Genomic DNA, 23272 nt, shown 5'->3' on the forward strand with positions numbered 1-23272 from the left:
TTACGCCATCTCCTTTTGTTGAAATAGTTGAGATTGTGCCTCATAAAGCCTTTTGTACTCTCCACCTAGCGCCATCAGCTCTTCATGGTTCCCTTCTTCAACGAAAGCACCATCTTTCATCACGATAATGCGGTCTGCTAAGCGGGCCGCTCCCATACGGTGTGTGATAAACAAGACCCCTTGATCCTGCGTATGATCGAATAGCTTTCGAATGAGTGAAATCTCCGATAGCGGATCAAGAGCAGAAGTCGGTTCATCTAAAATGATAAAATCACTTTCTCTAAAGAAGGTTCTCGCCATCGCAAGCTTTTGCCATTGTCCGCCAGACAGTTCATGACCTTCTTCAAAAAACCGGCCAAGCTGCGCATCGTATGTTTCTTCCATTTGATGAATTCTTTTCTCTATGCCTGCTTGCCGCGCAGCTGACACCATGCGCTCTTCCTCATCTATTTCGTCGATACGGCCAAATCCAATGTTTTCTTTCACAGTGAATTCGTACTTCATAAAATCTTGAAAAAGGACAGCCATTCTCGCATGATATGATTTTTTATAAATGGTCGAAATAGACTCACCATTGACCTTTTGCATATTCGGCTTGTCTGGATCATATAAACCGGTCAAACATTTAATCAAGGTCGTCTTACCTGATCCGTTATCCCCCACCAATGCAATGCGTTCACCTTTATTGATATGAAAATGTATATGCTCAATAGCAGGCGTTTTCATATTCGGATAGGTAAAAGAGAGGTTTTCTAGCGTAATGGACTGAATACATTCAATCCTCCGAAGCGATGCCCCTTCCTCTGTCTGCTCATCAATTTCTTCTTCTCTCTTTTGAAAAGTTCTCATTTCATCAATATAGAGACTCGTTTCATATAAACTAGAACATTCCCTCGTTAAGTCTTGAAAACCACTTTGAATATTTTGCACAGCTTGGAGCACAGCGACAAACGTACCCGCTGCTAATTTTTTTTGAAAGATAAGAAAGACAATAAAAAGACCGCAGCACACATAGGCAAATGTCATAAGCAATCCGCCCGCCATCTCCCAGCGAACCTGCCGTTTTAGTAATTTATATTTTTCATCTGCACTTTTTACATAATGACCTTTCCATTTTTGAAGAAGATAATGTCCTATTCCATATAAACGGATTTCCTTCAATGAATCTCGCTGTGCAACAAGGTCGGACACATACATTTCTCTTCGATCGTTAGCAGTTAACATGCGGTTTAGTTGATACCGTGCGCCTCCAAAGAAGAGCTCAATCCACAAGACAGGCAGGGTAAATAAGATCAGAATGGCCGCCAAACCCCAATGGATACCGATCATATAAATGAGAAGTGATACAACAGTAATCAATGCGCTCATGATTGTAAAAATACTTCTAACCATACTCAGAACATGCTGATGACTGTTCATCACACGTTGACTTTCATTATAAAAAGACGGATGTTCAAATGTAATATATGGCAGCCTGATTGCCTTTTGAAGCAATTCACCCTTCAAATGCAAACCAATCAAATTTGTCGCTTTTTGCTGACTAAGTTGAAGAATGAATTGAAGCCCATATCCTAAAACCACAATGACCATTTGCAACCCAAATAACCTTAAGACCTTTTGAATGTCTCCTGAAGAAGTCATGAATAAAATAATTTCATTAATCAATGTTTGAATAATCCAGACACTAGCCAAAGGCATAAAACCAACGATCACTTGGATCAATAGAGTTAACAGAAGATATGATCGACTTCTTTTCCAAGTATAGGAGATTGCATATAAACAATGGTTCACTGTACTCATCAAACGCTCCACCTTACACCATTTAGTATAATTGACATATTTTTGATATTTATATTATGATAGTTCTGCGTAACTTCATTCTGAGAGGACGATAACGATGAATTCAATCTTACTTTTACAGCTCACTCTTATTCTTTGCAGTCTTTTATTGACGATCGGAATCATCATCTATTTAAAACACCAGATGGAATTAATCATCTTACCGATCCAGCATGTCGGACAAAAACTTGTTCATCCGCTAATTGAAAAACCATCACCTATTCAAATGAATGATTTGCTGCAAACCAATCACAAGCAACAGCTGCTTATATTCACTGACACAGCATGTCCGCACTGCATCCCATCACTGGAACAATTCCTAGAAACGAAAAGGCAGCGTCAATTAGACATTTCTTTTAGTGTTTTGCTAAAGAATGGGCAAGAAAAGGATCAAGAATTATATCGTGATAACCAAACCAACATGCAAATTATCTCAGTGGACGAACAAATGATAGGCGCCTTTCATATTGAAGAGTTTCCATATTACATCTTGGTAGAAGAAGATGAAACAATCTCATATGCAGCCCCTTTTCCGGATGGTCTTTATTCAAGGATTTCTGCAAAATAAACATAAATGAGGCATGTGAAGACAACAAACACACGCCTCGTTTTTTTATTGGTGTGGATCTGCCTGAACATCCTGATCCTTTTCCCTTGCTGCGATTTCACTCGCTTCACTTGAAGCTGTCGCTTGTTCCTCAGCTTGTTCAAACTCACTGCGAGCCTCATTTGAAATGTCTACTTGGTCACCATGCTGATTCACAGTAACAGACGAAGAAGACGATTCTTTTTGAACCTCTTTCTCTAGTTCCTTTAATTTAGACACATGAAGCTCTAAATCTTTTCCTTGCTGAACTAGAGTCAGTTGTTGAAATAATGCCTTTCTCTCTTCTGGAGAATGGTCGCCTTGAACAATTTTCGCAGCTTGGTTTAAAAAAGAATTTGATGTTTGACCCGCTTGACGACTGTTTGACGTCTGCACAGCATTTGTTAAAAATGAAATTGAAGATATGCTCATGCGTTCACATCCTATTAAATAAAATCCTTGAATTTAGCAGCCACATCTAACGCGTTCTTGGCTAGTACATATCTCACCTGTATCACGATCCACGTAGTAACGGAAAGTTCCAACACCTTGAAGGAAACAAGTTGGCGCTGATTTACATGAAGTGACTAATTTTTGTAAAATACATCTTGAAGCTGCAGGTTGAACATTGGTCATTTTGTTTAAGAAACGATCTAACATATGAATTCCACCTTCCAATTTTTATGGTAATACAACACAATAATAACCAATTACAAGACAACTAACAACATATTTTGATAAATTTACTAATTATTTTTAACTACTAATCTTATTTATGACATAAACTGTCGTTAAAATTTATAGTAAATGTTACTTTTTTCTTATTTGAAGATAATTTATTTATCCATAAATAGTAAAGTGAAGATAGAAATATTTTTTAATTGCTCTACATTCACTCTTCCTAAAGTACTACTTGCTCAAGTATGATAAAGAGTGAATACATAAAGGAGTGAACACCATTGCAACAAACTGAGAAAATCATTCAATCTCTTCATTCGATCACAAAGTGGGGAAAAGTTGGTAGTATATTTCTCTATATTTCAGGCGGCCTAGCTATTCTTATTGGTTTTTGGCTTGTTCTTCCTGCTGCCCTTGGCGTCTTCCTCATTATGATGGGAATCCATGTACAAAAATCTGTAAACGCAGCTGAACAATTAATTCAAGCTCCTGATACTTCTTATGAAGAGTTATTAGAACAATATGCTAAGATGATGAAAATGCAGACGCTATTTGCCATATCAAGTATTGTCACAGTCATTCTCTCATTCATCGCCATTATCTTGATGCTGATATTAGGTGGCCTAGCCTTTCTTCAAGAAATTCCTAGTGACGTCCAGCAATACGAAGGTGAATACGAACAAGAGCTTGGTGACTTTTATTAATGGAGAGGGGTATCAATGAACATTCGATACCCCTTTTGTTTGATCATTTGGCATTATTCATCCTACTAAGCTTGACATCCCGCCTTGATCATTTTAAAATACAAATCGTAACCATTACGAATTAAAGGAGGATCCTATTACTGATGCGCGTAAAAATTACCTTAGCCTGTACTGAAACGGGTGACAGAAACTATATCACAACAAAGAATAAAAGAACGAACCCGGACCGACTGGAGTTAAAAAAATATTCTCCTCGGCTAAAGAACCCTTCATAGAGAAACAAAATAATTTTTTAGATTTTAAATCGTAATCATTACTTTTTAAGTGAGGCGGAAATCAAAATGAGTATGGTTAAAAGGACAGAAAGAAATGAATAAGCGAATACCTGTTACAGTATTAAGCGGTTTTTTAGGTGCAGGAAAAACAACAATATTAAATCATGTCCTACAAAATCGTAAAGGGTTAAAAGTAGCTGTGATTGTCAATGACATGAGCGAAATTAATATTGATGCAGAACTAGTCAAACAAGGCGGTGAGCTCTCTCGATCAGATGAGAAGCTAGTTGAATTGTCTAATGGTTGTATTTGCTGCACATTGAGAGAAGATTTGTTAATCGAAGTAGAACGCCTGTGTAAAACTGGTCATATTGATTATATTGTCATTGAGTCAACAGGTATTAGTGAACCAATTCCAGTCGCGCAAACTTTCTCTTATATTGATGAAGAAATGGGAATAGATTTGACACGCTTTTGCCGGTTAGACACGATGGTCACTGTTGTAGATGCGAATCGTTTCTGGACCGACTTCCAGTCAGGAGAAAGTTTATTAGACCGTAAACAAGCCGTTTCCGATGATGACGAACGAGAAATTTCCGATTTACTTATTGATCAAATTGAATTTTGTGACGTACTGATTATAAATAAATGTGATCTAGTATCAAACTCAGAATTAGATCGACTTGAGCGCGTGCTGACCACACTTCAACCAGAAGCATCTATCATCAGAACCTCAAAAGGTAAAGTACAGCCAAGTGACATTTTGAATACTGGTTTATTTGACTTTGAAAAATCCAGTGCTTCTGCTGGCTGGATCAAAGAAATCAACGCCGGGCATTCTCAGCATACGCCGGAAACAGAAGAATACCAAATCTCATCTTTTGTTTATGAAAGAAGACTCCCCTTCCATACTGGCAGGTTAAATAATTGGTTAGATCAGATGCCAGAGCAAATAGTTCGCGCTAAAGGATTTACATGGCTTGCCACACATCATGATTTAACCATTTTAATTTCACAGGCCGGAAAATCTGTTGCGATTGAACCAATTGCATACTGGATTGCTGCCTTGCCTGAGCAAGATAAGGCACGGATATTAAAGCAAGAACCAGAGCTTCTTGACGAGTGGGACGCAGAATTTGGTGATCGGCATACAAAACTTGTGTTTATCGGCGTAGATTTGCCTAAAGCAGATATCATTCGCACACTAGATCAATGCTTACTCACACCTGAAGAATTTGATCAAGATTGGACTACATTTGAAGACCCCTTTCAATGGAAAATCCAACATTAAAAAAGGAGGGTTTTAAGTGGCAAAGAAATCTAAGATTGCTAAAGAAAAAAAGCGGCAGCAGCTTGTATTGAAATATGCAGAATTAAGAAAAGAGTTAAAAGAAAAAGGTGACTATGAAGCTTTACGGAAATTACCTAGAGACTCTTCCCCTACCCGTTTAAAAAACCGCTGTGAATTAACCGGCCGCCCTAGAGGTTACTTACGAAAATTTAAAATGTCTAGAATTGCTTTTCGTGAGCTTGCCTATAAGGGCCACATCCCAGGAGTAAAAAAATCGAGCTGGTAAAGATTGAGTTGATCTTATCACAGCTCTCATAAAAGTAAAGTAGCAAAAAATGTTTAAAATTCTATTTTCTAGGCATTTCTAAACCTTTTTGAGCTACAAAATAACATTTTAAAAACCAGCAGAGTTTCTGCTGGTTTTTTATAATGACTGGATTCATAAGATGAATAGACCTATTTCAAAAAAAATTGTCAACAATGATTATGACTTTTTCTCTTCTTTTCAAAAATACATGATCATGATACTTTGTTGTCACTACCCACCGATGTATGACATTTCAACTTTTTTCTGATCTTTCTTCTGTTCTCTCTCGGCTGAATATTGATCATGTCTATTCGACCATAGTTCCTTCAATATATTCTTTATATCTTCATTATCTTTAGCCGAGCGAATCACCCGTTTCAGATCAAAACCCGACGATGCAAAAAGACATGTAAACAATTCACCGCGAGCAGAAAGCCTCGCTCTGTTACATGTTCCACAAAAAGCATCTGAAACAGAAGAAATAATGCCTATCTCTCCTGAACCATCTTTATAAAAGAATCGGTTGGCTACTTCACCTGGATATTGAGGAGGTTCTGGTTTGATAGGAAATGTTGAATCAATTAGACCAATGATCTCTTTCTTTGTCATGACATGCTCTAGATTCCATTTGTTCGTATTTCCAACATCCATAAACTCGATAAATCTGAGAACATGTCCTTCTTTTTTAAAGTAAGCTGCCATTGGTAAAACATCCTGATCATTCACACCTTTTTGAACAACCATATTGATCTTAATAGCAAGTCCAGCTTTTTTTGCAGCCTCAATCCCATCAAACACTTTTTGGATAGAAATATTCCTTCCGTTCATTTGCATAAAACGGTCAGGATTTAATGAATCCAAACTAATGGTGACTCTCTGAAGACCTGCTTTCTTTAAATTATCAGCATATAAAGGTAAAAGCGTTCCATTGGTTGTCATAGCAATGTCTTCGATTCCTGGAATTTTTGAGAGCTTTTCTATTAAGATAGGCAAATCTTTTCGCATTAAAGGTTCACCACCCGTGATGCGTATTTTCACCACACCTAAGTCCTTTGCAAAAAGGGTAGCAAGCTGTTCAATTTCTTCGAAACTAAGCAGTTCTTCTTTATTCAAAAAAGGATAATCTGGTCCAAAAATTTCAGCAGGCATACAGTACGTACATCTAAAGTTACAGCGATCTGTTACTGATATTCTTAAATCGCGCAATGGTCGATGTCTCTTATCCAATATACTGTCCATACTTTGCCTCCTATTCTGTAATACGCTGATGGTGAGTGTAGATATTAAAAGATTTTCCTCTGACGAATCCAACTGTCGTGATATTTAATTCTTCTGCCATATTAAGCGCCAGCTCAGTAGGTGCTGATTTTGAGATGACGATCGACACTCCTAGTTTTGCTGCCTTCAATAAAACTTCTGACGATATCCGGCCGCTAAACACAAGGATTTTATCTCTAAGTGGAATTCGATGAAGTAAACAGTATCCATAGATTTTATCTAAAGCATTATGTCTTCCTATATCAGTTCTAGTGATGAATAGCTTCTCTGTGTCACACAGTCCAGCATTATGCACACCACCAGTATGTTGAAATAATTGGCTTTCTTCTTGTAAACACTTCATTAGATGCATACAGGTTTCAGCAGAAATGTTGATTCGATCAATGGCTGTTTTTGCCGTTTTCACATCTTGGAGAAAATAAAAGTGTCTCCCTTTCCCACAACAAGAACCAATCACTCGCTTTGTAAAATCTGATGACTGAAATCCGCTTGGGTGAACTAAATCAACATATGCAAAGCCCATACTTTCATCTATTGTAAACCTTTTAATCTCATTTTCAAATCGAATGACTCCTTCTGAAGCTAAAAAACCGATAACCAATTCATTCAAATGATCTGGTGAACAAACAAGTGTCACAAATTCCTCTCCATTCACGATCACAGTTAAAGGGAATTCTTCTACAACTTCATCTGTTTTGCAAGTAAATTGGCCTTCACTGTATTGGTGTATGACTCGTTTCTTTTTAACAGAAGGATTCATTGTATGATCTTCCTTTCAGCACAAATTTAGTTATATGATCCAATCAAATTATGATATTATTTTAAAAAGTCATAAAATTGTAACATATTCCTATCTTATCAAACTTTTTGATTGCTTTATATGGGGGGAACAAAATGAACAAATCGAAAAATCGCTGGCTCATTGCAACAAGTGCTGTAGGAATTCATTTATCTATTGGGTCTGTTTATGCTTGGAGTGTTTTTACGAATCCTTTACATCAAGCTTTTCAGTGGTCATTGACAGAAATAAGCTTGACCTTCAGTATTGCTATTTTATTTTTAGGATTATCTGCTGCTTTCATGGGGCATTTCGTTGAAAGGTATGGTCCAAGAGCATCGGGGCTTTTCTCAGCCATTTTCTTCGGTATCGGAATGACAGGATCAGGGTTCGCTGTCCACATGTCCTCACTCCCTCTCCTCTATTTATTTTATGGTGTACTCGCTGGGATAGGATTAGGAGTAGGTTACATTGCACCTGTATCAACTTTAGTGAAATGGTTTCCGGACCGAAGAGGACTTGCAACCGGCTTAGCTATTATGGGTTTTGGATTTGCTTCTCTTATTTGCAGCCCAATTATCCAATATCTCATTGAAAAAGTGAACATCGCAAATACCTTTTACATTCTTGGAATTTCCTATTTTATGATCATGGTGATCTCATCTCTTTATTTATCACCACCAACATCTGAAGACGTCAAACAGTTTGACGTGTTAAAAACAAATCAAAGAAAAATCCCTCAGGATTTATCACAGCTTACAGCAAATGAAGCGATCAAAACACGACGTTTTTATTATTTGTGGCTCATGCTCTTTATTAATATCACATGCGGAATTGCCATTATTTCAGTTGCATCGCCTCTTGCACAAGAAAGTGTTGGATTCACTGCAGGTGCTGCAGCTGCCCTTGTTGGTATTTTAGGTGCTTTTAATGGTTTAGGGCGGATTGGCTGGGCATCCTTCTCAGATTATATCGGAAGGCCGAATACGTATACAATCTTCTTTAGTATCCAGCTCATTGCCTTTCCTTTACTCCCCTATTTAAAAGAACCGCTCGTCTTTTCAATCGTGATGGCGATCATTTATACGTGCTATGGAGGAGGGTTTGCTTCAATTCCAGCCTATATTGGGGATTTATTTGGCACGAAACAACTTGGTGCCATACACGGTTATATTCTGACTGCCTGGGCCGCTGCTGGTTTAGCTGGACCTTTATTTTCATCCTTTATTCGAGATATAACAGGTAACTACACGCAAAGTCTGATGGTGTTCTCTGGCTTATTTTTCATCGCTTTTATCATATCTCTTCTCATAAGGAAAGATATTCAACAGCTTAGAGAAACAAACCTTACTGCTACTTCTTCTGTCTCAGCCCGACCTTAATTTGAATTTGACAGAATCACAATCTAAAGGTAATTTTTAGATATGAAAACGCTTCATAAAGTAATAGGAGGGTGATGATATCATGGGGAAAACAAAACATAAGGGGCCTATTAAGCTTAATAAAAAACCCTCACCAAAGCTATGGGCCTCTTTTGCGCCTATGGGGCTTGGGAAAGTAAAACCGAAACACATTCGAGATACGATGAAAGTGGCATGGGAAAACAAGGATAATCTCCCCTATGCATATCGTATTTTAACGCAGGGCGTGTGTGATGGCTGTGCCCTGGGTGTTTCAGGGTTATATGACCAAACGCTCGCAGGACCTCATATATGCACCACAAGACTAAATGTACTTCGTCTTAATACAATGCCAGCTATTGATCCAAAATGGTTCGAAGATATTCAACAGCTCAAACAAATGGACAGCACCTCTCTTCGCAAACTTGGCCGTATTCCTTATCCACTGATTCGAAAAAAAGGTGACAATGCCTTTACGCGTATTTCCTGGGATGATGCATTAGATCAAATCGCAGCTAAAATCAAATCAATTGATAAACGGCAGCTCGCTTTCTATTTAACGGCTAGAGGAATTACAAATGAAGTCTATTATACCGCTGCGAAGGCAGCTCGCTTTATCGGGACAAATCATATTGATAATGCGTCTCGCATTTGTCATTCACCGAGCAAAACCGCTCTTAAACGATCCCTTGGTATAGGAGCCTCCAGCTGTAATTACAACGATTGGATCGGAACGGATGTCTTAATTTTTTGGGGATCTGTCGCAGCAAACAATCAGCCCGTTTCCACTAAATATATGTATGCGGCGAAAAAGAAAGGAACCAAAATTATTGTCATCAATCCGTACAAAGAGCCTGCCATGGAAAAGTACTGGGTTCCCTCTATTCCAGAAAGTGCTCTATTCGGCACAAAAATCGCGGATGATTTCTATCAAGTCAATATAGGCGGCGATATTGCGTTTATGAACGGCGTCATCAAACATTGGTTTGACATGGAGCAGCATGCTCCCCATTCCGCTCTTGATCATGAATTTATTCAAGCCCATACTACCGGCATACAGGATTTAAAGCAGCATGCCGCACAGTTGAAGTGGGAGGACCTAGAAGCATCATCAGGCTTATCAAAAGAAAGAATGAAGGAATTTGCGATCCTCCTTGCCAATGCCAATTCAGGCGTTTTTATTTGGAGTATGGGTCTTACCCAGCACCGCTTTGCAACTGATAATATATCACAGGTCGCCAACCTTGCTATGTTACGTGGATTTATTGGCAGGAAACATTGTGGTGTCATGCCAATTCGAGGGCATAGCGGCGTTCAAGGTTCTGGTGAAATGGGTGCTGATCCATTCGTTTTGCCGGGCAGTGATTTTGATGAAGAGAATATTGAAAGAATCGAAAAAATTTGGGGGTTTGACATTCCGAAATGGCATGGTGACACCATTGGGCAATCCTTTGAGAAAATGGCTCTCCCAAAAGAACATCCGCAAAAACTCAAAATGCTATTTACGAGCGGCGGAAACTTTTTAGAAACGATGCCAAATCCAGATGCGATCGAAAAAGCTTTATCTGAGCTTGAACTCCGTGTCCATCAAGATATCATTTTGAATACCTCTACACTTGTAGAGGCAGAAGAGACGGTAATTGTTCTGCCTGCTATGACAAGATATGAACAGCCAGGCGGCGGTACATCAACTAGTACGGAACGCATGGTATATTTCAGTCCAGAAATTGAAGGACCTCGTATTGAGGAAGCCAGAGCAGAATGGGACATTTATATTGATCTTGCAAAAAGAGTCCGGCCAGAAGATGCTGAGCTGATTCATTTCGAAACGGCTGAAGACATTCGCCGTGAGATTGCGGTCGCAAATCGAAACTATGACGGCATCCAGCATTTGCGTCATAAAGGAGACGTTTTTCAATGGGGTGGCGCATGGCTATGTGAAGACGGGGAGTGTCCAACACCGGACGGCAAAGGACATCTTCTTCCTGCCCAGCTGCCTCAATACCGAAAAACGGAAGGACATTTTAATATCACGACAAGAAGAGGAAAGCAATTCAACTCCATGATCTATAGTGAAAAGGATGCCTTTAATGGTGGGAAGCGTCATTCTATCTTGATGAATAACGAAGATGCAAAAGAACTTTATGTCCAAGAAGGTGATCCAGTTGTCTTGTTTAATCAATATGGGTCCTATCAAGGAGTGGCTCAATTCGGGGATTTGAAACGTGGCAATATCGCTGTTTATTGGCCTGAAGGGAACGTTTTAATTCCAAAGGGTGTGTATGAGAGCTACTCACAGATTCCCGAGTATAATACGGCGGCCATATTAGAAAAAGCCGAAACTTTTCATGCAAGAAAAGATCAGCACTACGTGGAGAAACGAATTGATGAATTAGAAACTACTTTGAATTGATCTTCAACTAAAAAACAGCTGGGGAAAACAATCCCCAGCTCCCATTCATATCCTACTGACCAAAAGCGCTCGCTTCATTTTGTAGAATGTGATTCAATTCTTCGGCATTCGCAGCCGGTTGATATTGTCCACCACCCGCTTTTGCAACAGACTTTAGACTTTTTGCTTCTTTTTCATTCACGTCAAAGCCGATGATATTGACAATGGTGTCAATTCCGTCTTCATGTAATTCCTTTGCTGCTTGTGAAGGGCTTCCTCCACAAGTTTCTTTACCATCACTGACGACATAGACAATATTTTTTCCTTCAGCCTGGTGATCTTCAAAATCTTGTTTCGTATCTGTTAATGCTTTTGCAAGTGGTGTCCAGCCGGTCGGCTTATACACATTCAGTGCTTGCTGAAATGTTGATGGCTCATATGATCCAAATCCGTAAACGGCTTCAGAGCTTCCACAAGAAACTGCTTTTCCTGCATTTTTATTGGTTCCTTCATGACCAAACACACGTAGCAGGACTTGTGTATCTTCTGATAAAATACTTGCGAAGCTTTGAATAGAACGTTTGGCGATATCGATTTTCTTTTCGCCTTCAACTGATTGTGCCATGCTGCCGCTTAAATCAAGTAATATCACCACATGAGCAGGCTCCTGTTTTGTCACAGCATAAGCTGGTGAAGAAAGAAGCAGGACAAGACTAGCCAAAATGGTTAATACAATATTTCGTTTCATTCATAAAAACCTCCCTTTTTACATTTGTACAGAAAAAGAGAAACGATAGCATACATCAATCGTTTCCCTTTTGTTCAGCAAGTTATTCGTGTAGTTTTAATGATTCTGCCGACAAGATAGAACCCATTTCTTTACCAGTGCTTGCTTGGTAGTATTGGCCTTTACCCGCTTTGGCTACTTGCTTCAATTGACCTTCATAGCCATCGTTAAAGTCTAATCCGATCACATTAACAACAGTCGATCCTTTTGAGTTATGCAATTCTTTTGCTACTTTTACTGGATCTCCGCCACAAGTTTCTTCACCATCAGTGATTAGGTACACAATATGTTTTGTTCCACCATTAAGCTGTTCATCCGTTTGCTTTGCATTTTCAAGAGCACGAGCAATCGGTGTCCAGCCATTTGGTCCAAGTCCGTTTAAAGAGTTTTCAAAGCTTTCTTTTTCGTAAGGCTGTACGCCATAAACGCCTCTAATGACTTCACATGATTGAGCTTTACCTGAATTTTTGTTGTTACCTTCAGAGCCAAACAAGCTCATACGAATTTTAGCGTCTTTTGGAAGTGACTGAGCAAATTTAAATACCTCTTGTTTTGCGAGGTCAAATTTGCGTTCTCCCTCTACTTTTCTTGCCATGCTTCCACTTGCATCAAGTAAGATAGTAACTCTTACATCTTTGTTATGTTTTTTGACTGTAGATGCTTTTGCAAATACTGGTGAAGAGATTGACATAGATAATGTCAATACAGCTAAGGTTACGAGTGTAAATACTTTTTTCAACATCATTTTTCCTTCCTCCTTATGTATTTAATTGAAACATCTTAATCGTAAAATATTCTGTCTTGGAATGGTATAGGACTCGGTCCCTTTTTCTCTTTCATCAAAATCACTAAAAATCTGTCAGTTGTCTAGATATATTCACCTAACACATCATTTTTTCTTTTGTTTTCTCCTTCTTTCGAGGGGCTTTGTATCGGCCATCGGTTCTTGTCGGGACGTAAATGTTTAAGATTTCCTGAGGTGCGTCTTAAGTCGCAAATTGACACATTCTGTTCAAACCTCTTGGAACACAAAAAAAGATGCCCCATTTCTGAGGCAACTTTGCTTTATTTTTTAGCCATATACGTGTTGAGAAAACGTTCAGCTGATTCAATTTGAATCCCTTTATAATAATGTTTCACGATAGCCTCTACTTTTTTGCCTGACTGTGCCATATAGTGCGCACCATACTGACTCATTCCAACCCCATGGCCATACCCTTTTGTCGTAATGATAATTTGCTGGCCCTGTCGTTCCCATGTAAAGTCCGCTGAATGAAGTCCTAGTGACTCTCGAATGTCTCTGCCTGTCAGTGTTTTACCGTTTATTACGGCTTTCGCTACTTGATTTCCTGGCGTCCGTTCTACTATCTGTCCTACCTGAGCCTGCTGAGTGAGCGTCACACCTAATTTTTGCTGAAATTCACTAACTGTGATGGTTTTCTTATTTTGAAATTTTGGCGATTTTTCGTCCCATTTACTTGAGACACTTTTCAAATATGGGATTTCGTTTTTCCAATAAGCTTCGGCATTTTCCGTTTTTCCGTTACTTGTTGAAAAGAATGAGGCATCAATTGGCTTCTCATCATAAGTCAGCACTTTTCCTTGTGTGCTGGCGACAGCTTCTGTGACTTTTTTTAACTTCCAATTGTACGCTTTCCCCCAAATTTTCTTGAGTTCCTGCTTGTTTTTATAAACTTGGAACATTTGGGTGTCATCTACAAGAGAGCCCTTTGGTGATTTGACAGTCTTATCGATGATCATTTGTCTGACGATATACGTTCTTGCAGCGAGTGCCTGTGCCTTGAGTGCTTCCATTTCAAAATCAGCTGGCATTTCAGACGCTACGACACCGATCACATACTCTTCTAAGGGGATGTTTTCTACCTGCTGATGAGCTGAACGATAGACGGGGATAGCGACGGGTGATTGCTTTAATTTGACTGTACCCTTCACTTCTTTTTTAACTGATGGCTCCGCTGATACATGCTGGCTTACCTCCGGTTTCCCTTGAAACGTCGGCAACACAAGTAAAGTTGGAATCATTAAAATAATGATGCATATTCCTGCGATTGTCCATATCATTGGTTTCATATTTGGCTGCCCCCATTTGTCATTGAATCTCTTTTATCCTATGGGCGGGGACAAGCTAATATGACAGCTTCTTTCATTCAGTGGACAAGTCTTATGATGAAGATATGAGGCTGTTTATCAACTGATTTTACTGTTCGTCTTTATGAATAAAATTTAAGATGGTTGGATACACTAATGATAAGCTTTAAAAATAAAGCATTCTATGATTCTAAAAAAAATCAGCATGCCCCATGGACACACTGATTTCTTTATGATTACGCGTTCAGATCTGATACAACTTGTTCTTGTGTCACATCTGCTGTTTCATCGTTTACTCTTTCAATATCTGCACCGATTGCTGCAAGCTTCTGGTGGAAGTTCACATAACCACGATCGATATGCTTCAACTCAGTGACACGTGTATGACCTTCTGCTACTAATCCAGCAAGTACAAGTGCTGCTCCTGCTCTTAAATCAGTCGCTGATACTTCAGCACCTTGAAGTTGAACCGGCCCGTTGATAATCACAGAGCGACCCTCAATTTTAATATCGCCATTCATGCGGCGGAATTCTTCAGCATGCATAAAGCGGTTTTCAAACACCGTTTCTGTAATCATGCTTGTTCCGTTCGCACGAAGCAATAGCGCCATCATCTGAGATTGCATATCCGTTGGGAAACCAGGATGTGGCATTGTTTTTAGATCGATTGGCTTGAGCTCAGATGGTCCAATGACTCTTAAACCTTCTTCTTCTTCAATGATCTGAATACCCATTTCTTCCATTTTTGCTACAAGTGATGTCATGTGCTCTGGCACTGCGCCCTTTACAAGAACATTTCCTTCTGTAATAGCTGCTGCCACCATGAAAGTACCTGCTTCAATTCTGTCAGGGATGATGTTGTGTTTTGCACCGTGAAGTGTTTCCACACCTTCGATTTTGATTGTACCAGTACCAGCTCCGCGAACCTTACCGCCCATGGCATTGATGTAGTTTGCCAAATCAACAATTTCAGGTTCTTTTGCTACGTTTTCTAAAATCGTTGTTCCTTCAGCTAATGCTGCTGCCATGATGATGTTTTCAGTTGCACCGACACTTGGGAAATCCAAATAGATTTTCGCACCTTTTAAACGGCCTTTTACTTCAGCCTCGATGAAACCATTTCCTACTTGAATTTTAGCTCCCATTGCTTCAAAGCCTTTTAAATGCTGGTCAATTGGTCTTGAACCAATCGCACAGCCTCCAGGTAATGCAACTCTTGCATGACCTGTTCTTGCTAAAAGTGGTCCCATGACGAGCACAGACGCTCGCATTTTACGGACATACTCAAACGGAGCCTCAGTTTCTAGTGCATGAGATGCATCCACTGATACTTCGTTATTTTCAAAATGTACTTCTGCTCCTAAATGACGTAACACTTCATTGATTGTATATACATCGGAGAGCGTAGGTACATCACAAATTACGCTTTTTTCTGTACTTGCTAACAAAGATGCAGCGATAACTGGTAAAACGGCATTTTTTGCGCCTTCTACTTTAACTGTGCCGTTTAACTTTTGACCGCCGCGGACGATGATTTTTTCCAAGGTCTTCCCCTCCGCGTCCCAAATTCTCTATATTAATATTCAGTCGTTACGATTGGTGTGCCAACCGTAATCGTATGATTTTCGTTCATTTCCGAACTTCTGATGGCAATTTGAACATTCATTTTATCATTTGAAGTCATAATGAACTGTTCCCACTTATCTGTGTAAGCGGAAAGCGACACAAAATTAGACTCAACGAGATACTCAACTGGTTTTGCTTGAAATTCATTTGCTAACGTTTCAGCTTTTTTTTGCAAAACAACATCCATCATACCATTTACATGACCATCGAGACAAGTAAAAATTACAAATTTCTCTTGTAATATGCTTTTTGCATGACGTACGAACTGATCATATGTATGCTCCCAGGTATTCAGTGGGCGAGCACCTTTTTGCTCATATAATAAATACGACTTTTGATTGGATTTTGTGTCGGTCTTCACGAGTAAAATTTTCGATAAAGTATCATTTTTTTCATCTTTGTAAATTCCTGTGACTTTGGTGACATGTTTCTCTTCTTTTTCGATCCACTCATACTGTCGTAGTTCGTCTTTCAAACGTTGCACTTTTTTTGAAAATTGTTCGGATGAAATGTCTACATTTGTTTTGGCGTGAAGGGTCCATCCATCTACTTCAATTTGCTGGTTTTTCAGACCTTCTGCTATTTGGGCGAGCGGAGAAGATTCTTCCGCACGAACACCTTGAATCATCAGAACAAAAAAAAGAATAAACGCAAATAATGGCCAACCTTTTACATACTTTCTCACTTGTCATTCCCCCTTGCTACAAGTGTTGCCGCAAGGAGGTCTATGCATACGTGGAAAAGTCATCAAAGGCCATACTTTTGACGCTTCTTTTTACGTTCCCGCATAAGGCAGTGACCAAACCTTTTATGTTAGAACATATAAGGAATTTGTCTAGAGAAATTTAAGTAATCAAGGAAGAAATTGCTGACTGCAGATGCGATGGCAATGGTAATGAGCATCATCAGCAATCTTGCCTGAACGATTTTCCCTTTTTTAATCAGTGGATCAATATTTACGGCAAGCAATGCCCACCATGTAACCGCAATAAAAAACAGGTGGATCACAATACTCACGATGGCTTGTTGTCCTACGTCTTCCATACAGTTGAATCCTCCTTTTATTTATTTCTGTAAAGGAAAACTCCCTTTCATTATATCCTCGAAAATCGGAAAGATGAATCATTTGGAAAAAAGAGCTATATTTAGAGTAAATCCCCTCTTATCCTGGTGCCAGGGAGATGATATACTGCGTGTGGAAGGAGCTGAACACATTGAAAGATTCTTTTCCTGACTTTGTTGATTTGTACGGAGAACTGGTTCCCTCATTTGATCATGAATGGGAGGCCATTGCTTTCTACTTTGATTATAGACAGACACAGCTAGAAGAATTAGCGCAATTGTGTCATTTTCATAACATTTCTTTGGATTATTCTGAGGAAAGCCTGTATCAGTTAGAATCACTATACTTTGATGCATTTACCAAGCAGCTGTTTGCTGAGTGGAAAATGCCAATAGATGCATTAGAAGCGATGATGAGTGTGTATATGGGAGAGGTTGTCCTCCGTCATCATTCAGATGCTGACTGGGTCGTGCGGCCTTATATGGACTCTCCGCATCAATATACGCTTGGTTTGCGCCGGCACAATAAAACGTGGCATAGTACGCAGTTTTGCGAGCACTTATATCTTGAAAAACAGGATTCTCACCCGTATGTGTCGATGTACCAATCTCTCATGTCATTCTAAAAAAATCCTTCTTATCATTGTGATAAGAAGGATTTTCTGTTTTATTTCCCTGCTACATTTAAACGGTTTAACGCCCGTTTTAATGCGAGTTCCGCCCGGCGTACATCACTTTCATTCGGGTGGTTCAAATGCTCTTCAGCACGCTGTTTGGCTGATTTAGCACGATCGACATCAACTTTATCTGATGTTTCAGCGGCCTGAGCAAGAATGGTTACTTGTTCAGGGCGAACTTCAACAAATCCGCCACTTACTGCAACCAATTCAGTTGATCCACTATGTTTTAAGCGAACTGCACCGATTTTTAGCGGAGCAACCATTGGAACGTGGCCAGCTAAAATACCAAGCTCACCGCTTTCTGCTCTGACACTGACCATTTCCACATCCGCTTCATACACTGGGCCGTCGGGAGTAACGATATTGACTTGAACGGTCTTCATGCTTTTACCCTCCTAAGGACCAGATTAGGCCTCTACACCCATCTCTTTGGCTTTTTCAACCACTTCTTCAATGCGTCCAACTAAGCGGAATGCATCTTCTGGAAGGTGATCGTATTTACCAGATAAGATTTCCTTGAAGCCTTTAACAGTTTCTTTCAATGGCACATAAGAACCTTTTTGGCCAGTGAACTGCTCTGCTACGTGGAAGTTTTGAGATAGGAAGAATTGAACACGACGTGCTCTGTGTACCACAAGCTTATCGTCCTCAGATAATTCATCCATACCTAAAATGGCAATGATATCTTGTAGTTCTTTATAACGCTGCAATGTTTGCTGCACTTCACGCGCAATGGCATAATGCTCTTCACCAACGATCTCAGGTGCAAGTGCACGAGATGTTGAAGCAAGAGGATCAACCGCTGGGTAAATACCCATTTCAGTCAGCTTACGCTCAAGGTTTGTCGTTGCATCAAGGTGAGCGAACGTTGTTGCTGGAGCTGGATCCGTATAGTCATCCGCAGGTACATAGATCGCTTGAATCGATGTAACCGATCCTACGTTTGTAGACGTGATACGCTCTTGCAGCTGACCCATTTCTGTTGCAAGTGTCGGCTGATAACCTACCGCTGAAGGCATACGTCCAAGTAGAGCTGATACTTCAGAGCCTGCTTGTGTAAAACGATAGATATTATCGATGAAGAACAATACGTCTTGACCTAGTTCATCACGGAAATGCTCTGCCATTGTCAAACCAGTTAGGGCAACACGCATACGTGCACCTGGCGGCTCGTTCATTTGACCGAAGACCATGGCTGTTTTTTCGATAACGCCAGAATCTTTCATTTCGTAGTAAAGGTCGTTTCCTTCACGTGTACGCTCTCCAACACCAGCGAATACAGAAATACCGCCGTGTTCTTGTGCGATGTTGTTGATCAATTCTTGAATCAGAACGGTTTTACCTACACCGGCTCCACCGAATAGACCGATCTTTCCACCCTTGATGTAAGGAGCAAGAAGGTCAACAACTTTGATACCTGTTTCAAGAATTTCAACTTCTGTAGAAAGTTGATCAAAAGAAGGCGCTTGTCTGTGGATTGGATCTCTTTGAGCTTCCACACCAAGTGGCTCATCTAAGTCAATGTTATCTCCCAGTACGTTGAATACACGTCCAAGTGTTACGTTACCAACTGGTACTGAAATTGGTTTTCCAAGGTCTACAGCTTCCATACCGCGCTTCACACCGTCTGTTGATGCCATTGCGATGGTTCTGACTGTATTATCACCTAAATGTAGTGCTACTTCTAAAGTTAAGTCGATAGTAACTTCACTTTCGCTTTCCGCTTTATGCGAAACTCTGATCGCATTATAAATCTCAGGCAAGTGACCGTCTTCAAAATGAACGTCTACGACTGGTCCCATGATCTGACTGATGCGTCCTGTTTTCATTGCATTCCCTCCTGACAATTATTTCTATTCTAAGGCAGCTGCTCCGCCGACAATTTCTGTAATCTCTTGTGTAATCGCTGCTTGACGAGCACGGTTATAAGAGAGTGTCAGGTTGTCGATCAATTCTTTTGCGTTGTCTGTTGCACTCTTCATTGCTGTCATCCTTGCAGCATGTTCACTTGCTTTGCTGTCAAGAAGCGCACCGAAAATCAAACTCTCTGCATATTGAGGAAGGAGAACTTCAAGAATTTCTTCTTCAGAAGGCTCAAACTCATAAGATGCGGAACGTTTATTTGGTGTCGCTGCGGCCGAAAGGTCCGTTAGCGGCAATAATTTCTTCTCTGTTACTTCTTGTGAAATGGCACTGACAAAGTGGTTGTAGAACATGTAAAGTTCGTCAAACGCTTCATCAGAGAACATTTGAACTGTACTGCTTGCTAATTCTTTAATATCAGCAAACGCTACTTCGTCTCCAAGCCCTGTTACTTCAGAAATAACTGGAATACCGCGCTTTTTGAAGAAGTCGCGTCCGATTTTACCAATCACAATCACCGCATATTCATCAGCGGATTGATGACGAGATTGAATGGTTTGGTAAGCGGCACGCAAAATCGAGCTGTTAAAAGGTCCTGCAAGCCCCCGATCAGATGTAATGACGAGATACCCTGTTTTCTTGACAGGTCTTGAAAGAAGCATTGGGTGCTTAGCACTTGTTCCAGTTGCGATTGCAGCAACCACTTCCTGGATTTTCTCCATGTAAGGAACAAAAGACTTCGCATTGTTTTCAGCACGATTCAGTTTCGCAGCTGATACCATTTGCATCGCTTTTGTGATCTGACTCGATTTTTTCGTTGACGTGATCCTTGACTTTATATCGCGTAATGAGGCCAAAGATTTCACCACCTTTTTTCAGGAATCCGTGTTCATTTACGTGAAAAGAGAGAAAAAGAGAATCTTTTTCTCTCGGAAAGATTACTAATTAGTTGCTTGGTGCAAACGTACGTTTAAAGCCTTCGATTGCTGTATTCCACTCTTCATCAGCAGGCATGTTTCCTGTTTGAGAGATGGTGTCAAACAAGTCTTTATGGTTTTCTTCAATGTACATGAATAACTCAGCTTCAAAACGTTTGACATCAGCAATCGCGACATCGTCTAAGTATCCTCTTGTAAGTGCATAAAGAATCGCTACTTGTTTTTCAACTTTAAGCGGTTTGTTCAAGTCTTGTTTTAAGACTTCAACTGTTCTAGCACCACGGTTTAATTTTGCTTGAGTCGCTTGGTCTAGATCAGATCCAAACTGAGCGAATGCTTCAAGCTCACGATAAGAAGCAAGATCCAGACGAAGTGTACCTGCTACCTTTTTCATCGCTTTGATTTGTGCAGAACCACCTACACGAGATACAGACAATCCTGCGTTTACTGCTGGACGTACGCCTGAGAAGAAGAGATCAGATTGTAAGAAAATCTGTCCATCTGTGATTGAAATAACGTTTGTTGGGATATATGCAGAGATATCGCCAGCTTGCGTTTCTACGAAAGGCAATGCTGTGATAGAACCGCCACCCTTTTCGTCACTAAGCTTCGCTGCACGCTCTAATAAACGAGAGTGAAGATAGAAAACATCACCAGGGAATGCCTCACGACCTGGAGGACGACGAAGCAATAATGAAAGCTCACGGTAAGCTGCCGCTTGTTTAGAAAGGTCATCATATACAACAAGTACGTGCTTGCCGTTATACATGAATTCCTCACCCATCGTTACACCTGCATAAGGAGCAAGGTAAAGAAGCGGGGCTGGCTGTGATGCAGAAGCTGTGACTACGATTGTGTAATCAAGCGCACCATGCTTACGAAGTGTTTCAACAACACCACGAACCGTTGATTCCTTTTGTCCGATCGCTACATAAATACAGATCATGTCTTGATCTTTTTGGTTTAGGATCGTATCAATTGCAACAGATGTTTTACCTGTTTGACGGTCACCAATGATCAATTCACGCTGTCCGCGTCCGATTGGAATCAAGGCATCAATTGCTTTAATCCCTGTTTGAAGCGGCTCATGTACAGATTTACGGTCCATAACGCCTGGTGCTTCACTTTCGATTGGACGAGTTTTGCTCGTTAAGATTGGACCTAGTCCATCAACAGGCTGACCAAGTGGGTTCACAATACGTCCGATTAATTCTTCACCTACTGGAACCTCCATGATACGACCTGTACGTTTTACATCGTCACCTTCACGGATATCTTTGTAAGGTCCTAAAATCACGATACCTACGTTAGACTCCTCAAGGTTTTGAGCCATACCCATTACACCGTTAGAGAACTCAACCAGCTCTCCTGCCATAATGTTGTCAAGGCCATGTACACGCGCGATACCGTCCCCTACTTGAATGACTGTACCGACATCTTTTACTTCAATTTCAGATTGATAGTTTTGGATTTGCTGCTTTATCAGCGCGCTAATCTCTTCAGCTTTGATACTCACTAAGGTTTCACCCCTTCTAACGATTTTCGCCTGCAAGCTGACGTTCAATGCGGGAAAGCTTTCCGCTGACACTGCCGTCATAAATGCGGTTTCCGATACGGATTTTCACTCCGCCTATTAGATCCTTGTCAATCACATTTTCAACACGCAGTGATGTGACTCCGGCTTTTTTGGCAAATACTTCAGATAAAGATTGAATTTCAGCGCCGCTCAGCGGTTTCACTGAATACACGACCGCATCGTCTATTTGTTTCGTGCGGTTTGCAAGTTTCACAAACTCAGACGTCATTTCAGAGAAAATATTCGTGCGTCCGCGGTCAATCAATAAATACATGGTGTGCAATACATGTGTCGAAACACCTTTGAAAGCTTCTGCAATCAAATGTTTCTTTTTGTCTGCCGTAATCTTTGGATGAACAAGAAAGTCATTCAATTCTTGGTCAGCCTTTAGAACTTTTTTGATCTCATTCAGCTCTTTTTCAGTTTCGTCTACTGCCGAAGAAGCAAGAACGATGTCAAAAAGAGCAGAAGCGTAACGCTTAGAGACAATAGTCACGCTCATCGGCTTTCGCCTGCCTCTTTAAGATACTCTTGAATCAATTTCTCTTGTGCTTGCTCATCAAGTTCTCTTTCAATCACTTTAGATGCAATGAGTACAGATAGTGATGCAACCTGCTCACGCAGTGCAGCCACAGCTTGTTCTTTTTCTTTCACGATTTCAGTTCTAGCAGACTCTTTCAAGCGCTCTGACTCTTGACGTGCTGCTTGAATGATCTCTTCTTTTTGTTTCTCACCAATCTTTTTCGCATTTTCGATGAGTGTATGTGATTCTTCGCGTGCTTCTTTCAATAAGACACGTTGTTCTTCAAGAAGCTTTTCAGCTTGAACGTGCTTTTGTTCAGCACTTGAAATTTCATTTCCTATATAATCTTCACGCTGCTTCATAATACCTAATAAAGGTTTAAGCGCAAATTTCTTTAAAAGTGCAAGCAGGATGAGCATAGCGATAAGCTGGAATAACATATCCCCGGCGTTGAAACTTAAGCCACCTGCTCCTAAAACCACTGGTAACTGAGACATTTAGTACGGCAACTCCCTTCTTTAAATAATATGTTAAGAAACAAAACATAAAGGAATGGCGAAGTTTCGAACTAATCTGATCT

Annotated in this window: 23 protein-coding genes and 1 pseudogene; 8 read left to right on the forward strand and 16 right to left on the reverse strand. The window is 40.2% G+C overall.

Going from position 1 to position 23272, the window contains the following annotated elements:
* Complete coding sequence (locus C6344_RS12460) at positions 1-1800, reverse strand: ABC transporter ATP-binding protein (RefSeq protein ID WP_066031624.1); 1800 nt, start codon at positions 1798-1800, stop codon at positions 1-3.
* Between the two features lie 97 nt (positions 1801-1897).
* Here C6344_RS12460 and C6344_RS12465 point away from each other — a divergent pair, with 97 nt between their 5' ends.
* The gene (locus C6344_RS12465) at positions 1898-2407 is read left to right on the forward strand and encodes a thioredoxin domain-containing protein (protein ID WP_066031623.1); all 510 of its coding nucleotides are present in this window, start codon (positions 1898-1900) and stop codon (positions 2405-2407) included.
* Positions 2408-2452: 45 nt separating this feature from the next.
* Here C6344_RS12465 and C6344_RS12470 read toward each other — a convergent pair whose 3' ends face one another.
* Positions 2453-2857, reverse strand: a complete 405-nt coding sequence (locus C6344_RS12470) for a hypothetical protein (protein ID WP_066031622.1) — start codon at positions 2855-2857, stop codon at positions 2453-2455.
* A gap of 527 nt (positions 2858-3384) precedes the next feature.
* On the opposite strand from C6344_RS12470, the gene C6344_RS12480 reads away from it, so the two are divergent.
* From C6344_RS12480 to rpsN, 4 genes and pseudogenes are all read left to right on the forward strand, one after another.
* The gene (locus C6344_RS12480) at positions 3385-3807 is read left to right on the forward strand and encodes a DUF5362 family protein (RefSeq protein WP_034660265.1); all 423 of its coding nucleotides are present in this window, start codon (positions 3385-3387) and stop codon (positions 3805-3807) included.
* Between the two features lie 143 nt (positions 3808-3950).
* Positions 3951-4095 (forward strand): annotated as a pseudogene (gene rpmG / locus C6344_RS12485) (50S ribosomal protein L33).
* A gap of 81 nt (positions 4096-4176) precedes the next feature.
* Positions 4177-5373, forward strand: coding sequence for a GTP-binding protein (locus tag C6344_RS12490; protein ID WP_060597482.1), 1197 nt, complete (start codon positions 4177-4179; stop codon positions 5371-5373).
* A gap of 16 nt (positions 5374-5389) precedes the next feature.
* The gene (gene rpsN / locus C6344_RS12495; protein WP_025093900.1) at positions 5390-5659 is read left to right on the forward strand and encodes a 30S ribosomal protein S14; all 270 of its coding nucleotides are present in this window, start codon (positions 5390-5392) and stop codon (positions 5657-5659) included.
* Between the two features lie 252 nt (positions 5660-5911).
* Here rpsN and moaA read toward each other — a convergent pair whose 3' ends face one another.
* Both moaA and fdhD read right to left on the reverse strand, forming a co-directional pair.
* Entirely contained in the window at positions 5912-6919 is a 1008-nt protein-coding gene (moaA, locus tag C6344_RS12500) for a GTP 3',8-cyclase MoaA (RefSeq protein ID WP_066031621.1), read from the reverse strand.
* Between the two features lie 10 nt (positions 6920-6929).
* Positions 6930-7718, reverse strand: coding sequence for a formate dehydrogenase accessory sulfurtransferase FdhD (fdhD, locus tag C6344_RS12505; protein WP_060597483.1), 789 nt, complete (start codon positions 7716-7718; stop codon positions 6930-6932).
* A 134-nt stretch (positions 7719-7852) separates the two neighbouring features.
* Between fdhD and C6344_RS12510 the strand changes: the two genes are divergently transcribed.
* Positions 7853-9118: an L-lactate MFS transporter gene (locus tag C6344_RS12510; RefSeq protein ID WP_060597484.1), complete on the forward strand. Its 1266-nt coding sequence runs from the start codon at positions 7853-7855 to the stop codon at positions 9116-9118.
* Between the two features lie 82 nt (positions 9119-9200).
* The gene (locus C6344_RS12515) at positions 9201-11549 is read left to right on the forward strand and encodes an FdhF/YdeP family oxidoreductase (protein ID WP_066031620.1); all 2349 of its coding nucleotides are present in this window, start codon (positions 9201-9203) and stop codon (positions 11547-11549) included.
* 52 nt (positions 11550-11601) lie between these two features.
* Here C6344_RS12515 and C6344_RS12520 read toward each other — a convergent pair whose 3' ends face one another.
* The 6 genes from C6344_RS12520 to C6344_RS12545 form a co-directional block, all read right to left on the reverse strand.
* Entirely contained in the window at positions 11602-12276 is a 675-nt protein-coding gene (locus tag C6344_RS12520; RefSeq protein ID WP_066031619.1) for a VWA domain-containing protein, read from the reverse strand.
* A gap of 82 nt (positions 12277-12358) precedes the next feature.
* Positions 12359-13057 carry a VWA domain-containing protein gene (locus C6344_RS12525; RefSeq protein WP_080869567.1) on the reverse strand — a complete coding sequence of 233 codons (699 nt, stop codon included), beginning with the start codon at positions 13055-13057 and terminating at the stop codon, positions 12359-12361.
* Positions 13058-13380: 323 nt separating this feature from the next.
* Positions 13381-14406, reverse strand: coding sequence for a stage II sporulation protein D (gene spoIID / locus C6344_RS12530; protein ID WP_034660277.1), 1026 nt, complete (start codon positions 14404-14406; stop codon positions 13381-13383).
* 254 nt (positions 14407-14660) lie between these two features.
* Positions 14661-15968 carry a UDP-N-acetylglucosamine 1-carboxyvinyltransferase gene (gene murA / locus C6344_RS12535; protein WP_034660278.1) on the reverse strand — a complete coding sequence of 436 codons (1308 nt, stop codon included), beginning with the start codon at positions 15966-15968 and terminating at the stop codon, positions 14661-14663.
* Between the two features lie 32 nt (positions 15969-16000).
* Positions 16001-16735, reverse strand: a complete 735-nt coding sequence (locus C6344_RS12540) for a YwmB family TATA-box binding protein (protein WP_066031618.1) — start codon at positions 16733-16735, stop codon at positions 16001-16003.
* 128 nt (positions 16736-16863) lie between these two features.
* Positions 16864-17094, reverse strand: coding sequence for a DUF1146 family protein (locus tag C6344_RS12545; protein ID WP_034660280.1), 231 nt, complete (start codon positions 17092-17094; stop codon positions 16864-16866).
* 137 nt (positions 17095-17231) lie between these two features.
* On the opposite strand from C6344_RS12545, the gene C6344_RS12550 reads away from it, so the two are divergent.
* On the forward strand, positions 17232-17738 hold the full coding sequence (locus tag C6344_RS12550) for a hypothetical protein (RefSeq protein ID WP_374955720.1): 507 nt from the start codon (positions 17232-17234) through the stop codon (positions 17736-17738).
* 41 nt (positions 17739-17779) lie between these two features.
* Here the strand turns inward: C6344_RS12550 and C6344_RS12555 are convergent, their stop codons facing one another.
* The 6 genes from C6344_RS12555 to atpF form a co-directional block, all read right to left on the reverse strand.
* Positions 17780-18175 carry a F0F1 ATP synthase subunit epsilon gene (locus C6344_RS12555; protein WP_034660282.1) on the reverse strand — a complete coding sequence of 132 codons (396 nt, stop codon included), beginning with the start codon at positions 18173-18175 and terminating at the stop codon, positions 17780-17782.
* Between the two features lie 24 nt (positions 18176-18199).
* On the reverse strand, positions 18200-19621 hold the full coding sequence (atpD, locus tag C6344_RS12560) for a F0F1 ATP synthase subunit beta (RefSeq protein ID WP_034660283.1): 1422 nt from the start codon (positions 19619-19621) through the stop codon (positions 18200-18202).
* Between the two features lie 24 nt (positions 19622-19645).
* Positions 19646-20512, reverse strand: coding sequence for a F0F1 ATP synthase subunit gamma (locus tag C6344_RS12565; protein WP_034660284.1), 867 nt, complete (start codon positions 20510-20512; stop codon positions 19646-19648).
* 88 nt (positions 20513-20600) lie between these two features.
* Positions 20601-22109: a F0F1 ATP synthase subunit alpha gene (gene atpA, locus C6344_RS12570; protein ID WP_034660286.1), complete on the reverse strand. Its 1509-nt coding sequence runs from the start codon at positions 22107-22109 to the stop codon at positions 20601-20603.
* Positions 22110-22125: 16 nt separating this feature from the next.
* Positions 22126-22671, reverse strand: a complete 546-nt coding sequence (locus C6344_RS12575) for a F0F1 ATP synthase subunit delta (protein ID WP_034660287.1) — start codon at positions 22669-22671, stop codon at positions 22126-22128.
* Positions 22668-23189 carry a F0F1 ATP synthase subunit B gene (atpF, locus tag C6344_RS12580; RefSeq protein WP_034660288.1) on the reverse strand — a complete coding sequence of 174 codons (522 nt, stop codon included), beginning with the start codon at positions 23187-23189 and terminating at the stop codon, positions 22668-22670. The genes C6344_RS12575 and atpF overlap by 4 nt, the downstream gene beginning before the upstream one ends.
* Positions 23190-23272: the final 83 nt, after the last annotated feature.

It is taken from the genome of Bacillus sp. GBSW19, from assembly GCF_002998655.1.
Lineage (GTDB): Bacteria > Bacillota > Bacilli > Bacillales > Bacillaceae > Bacillus.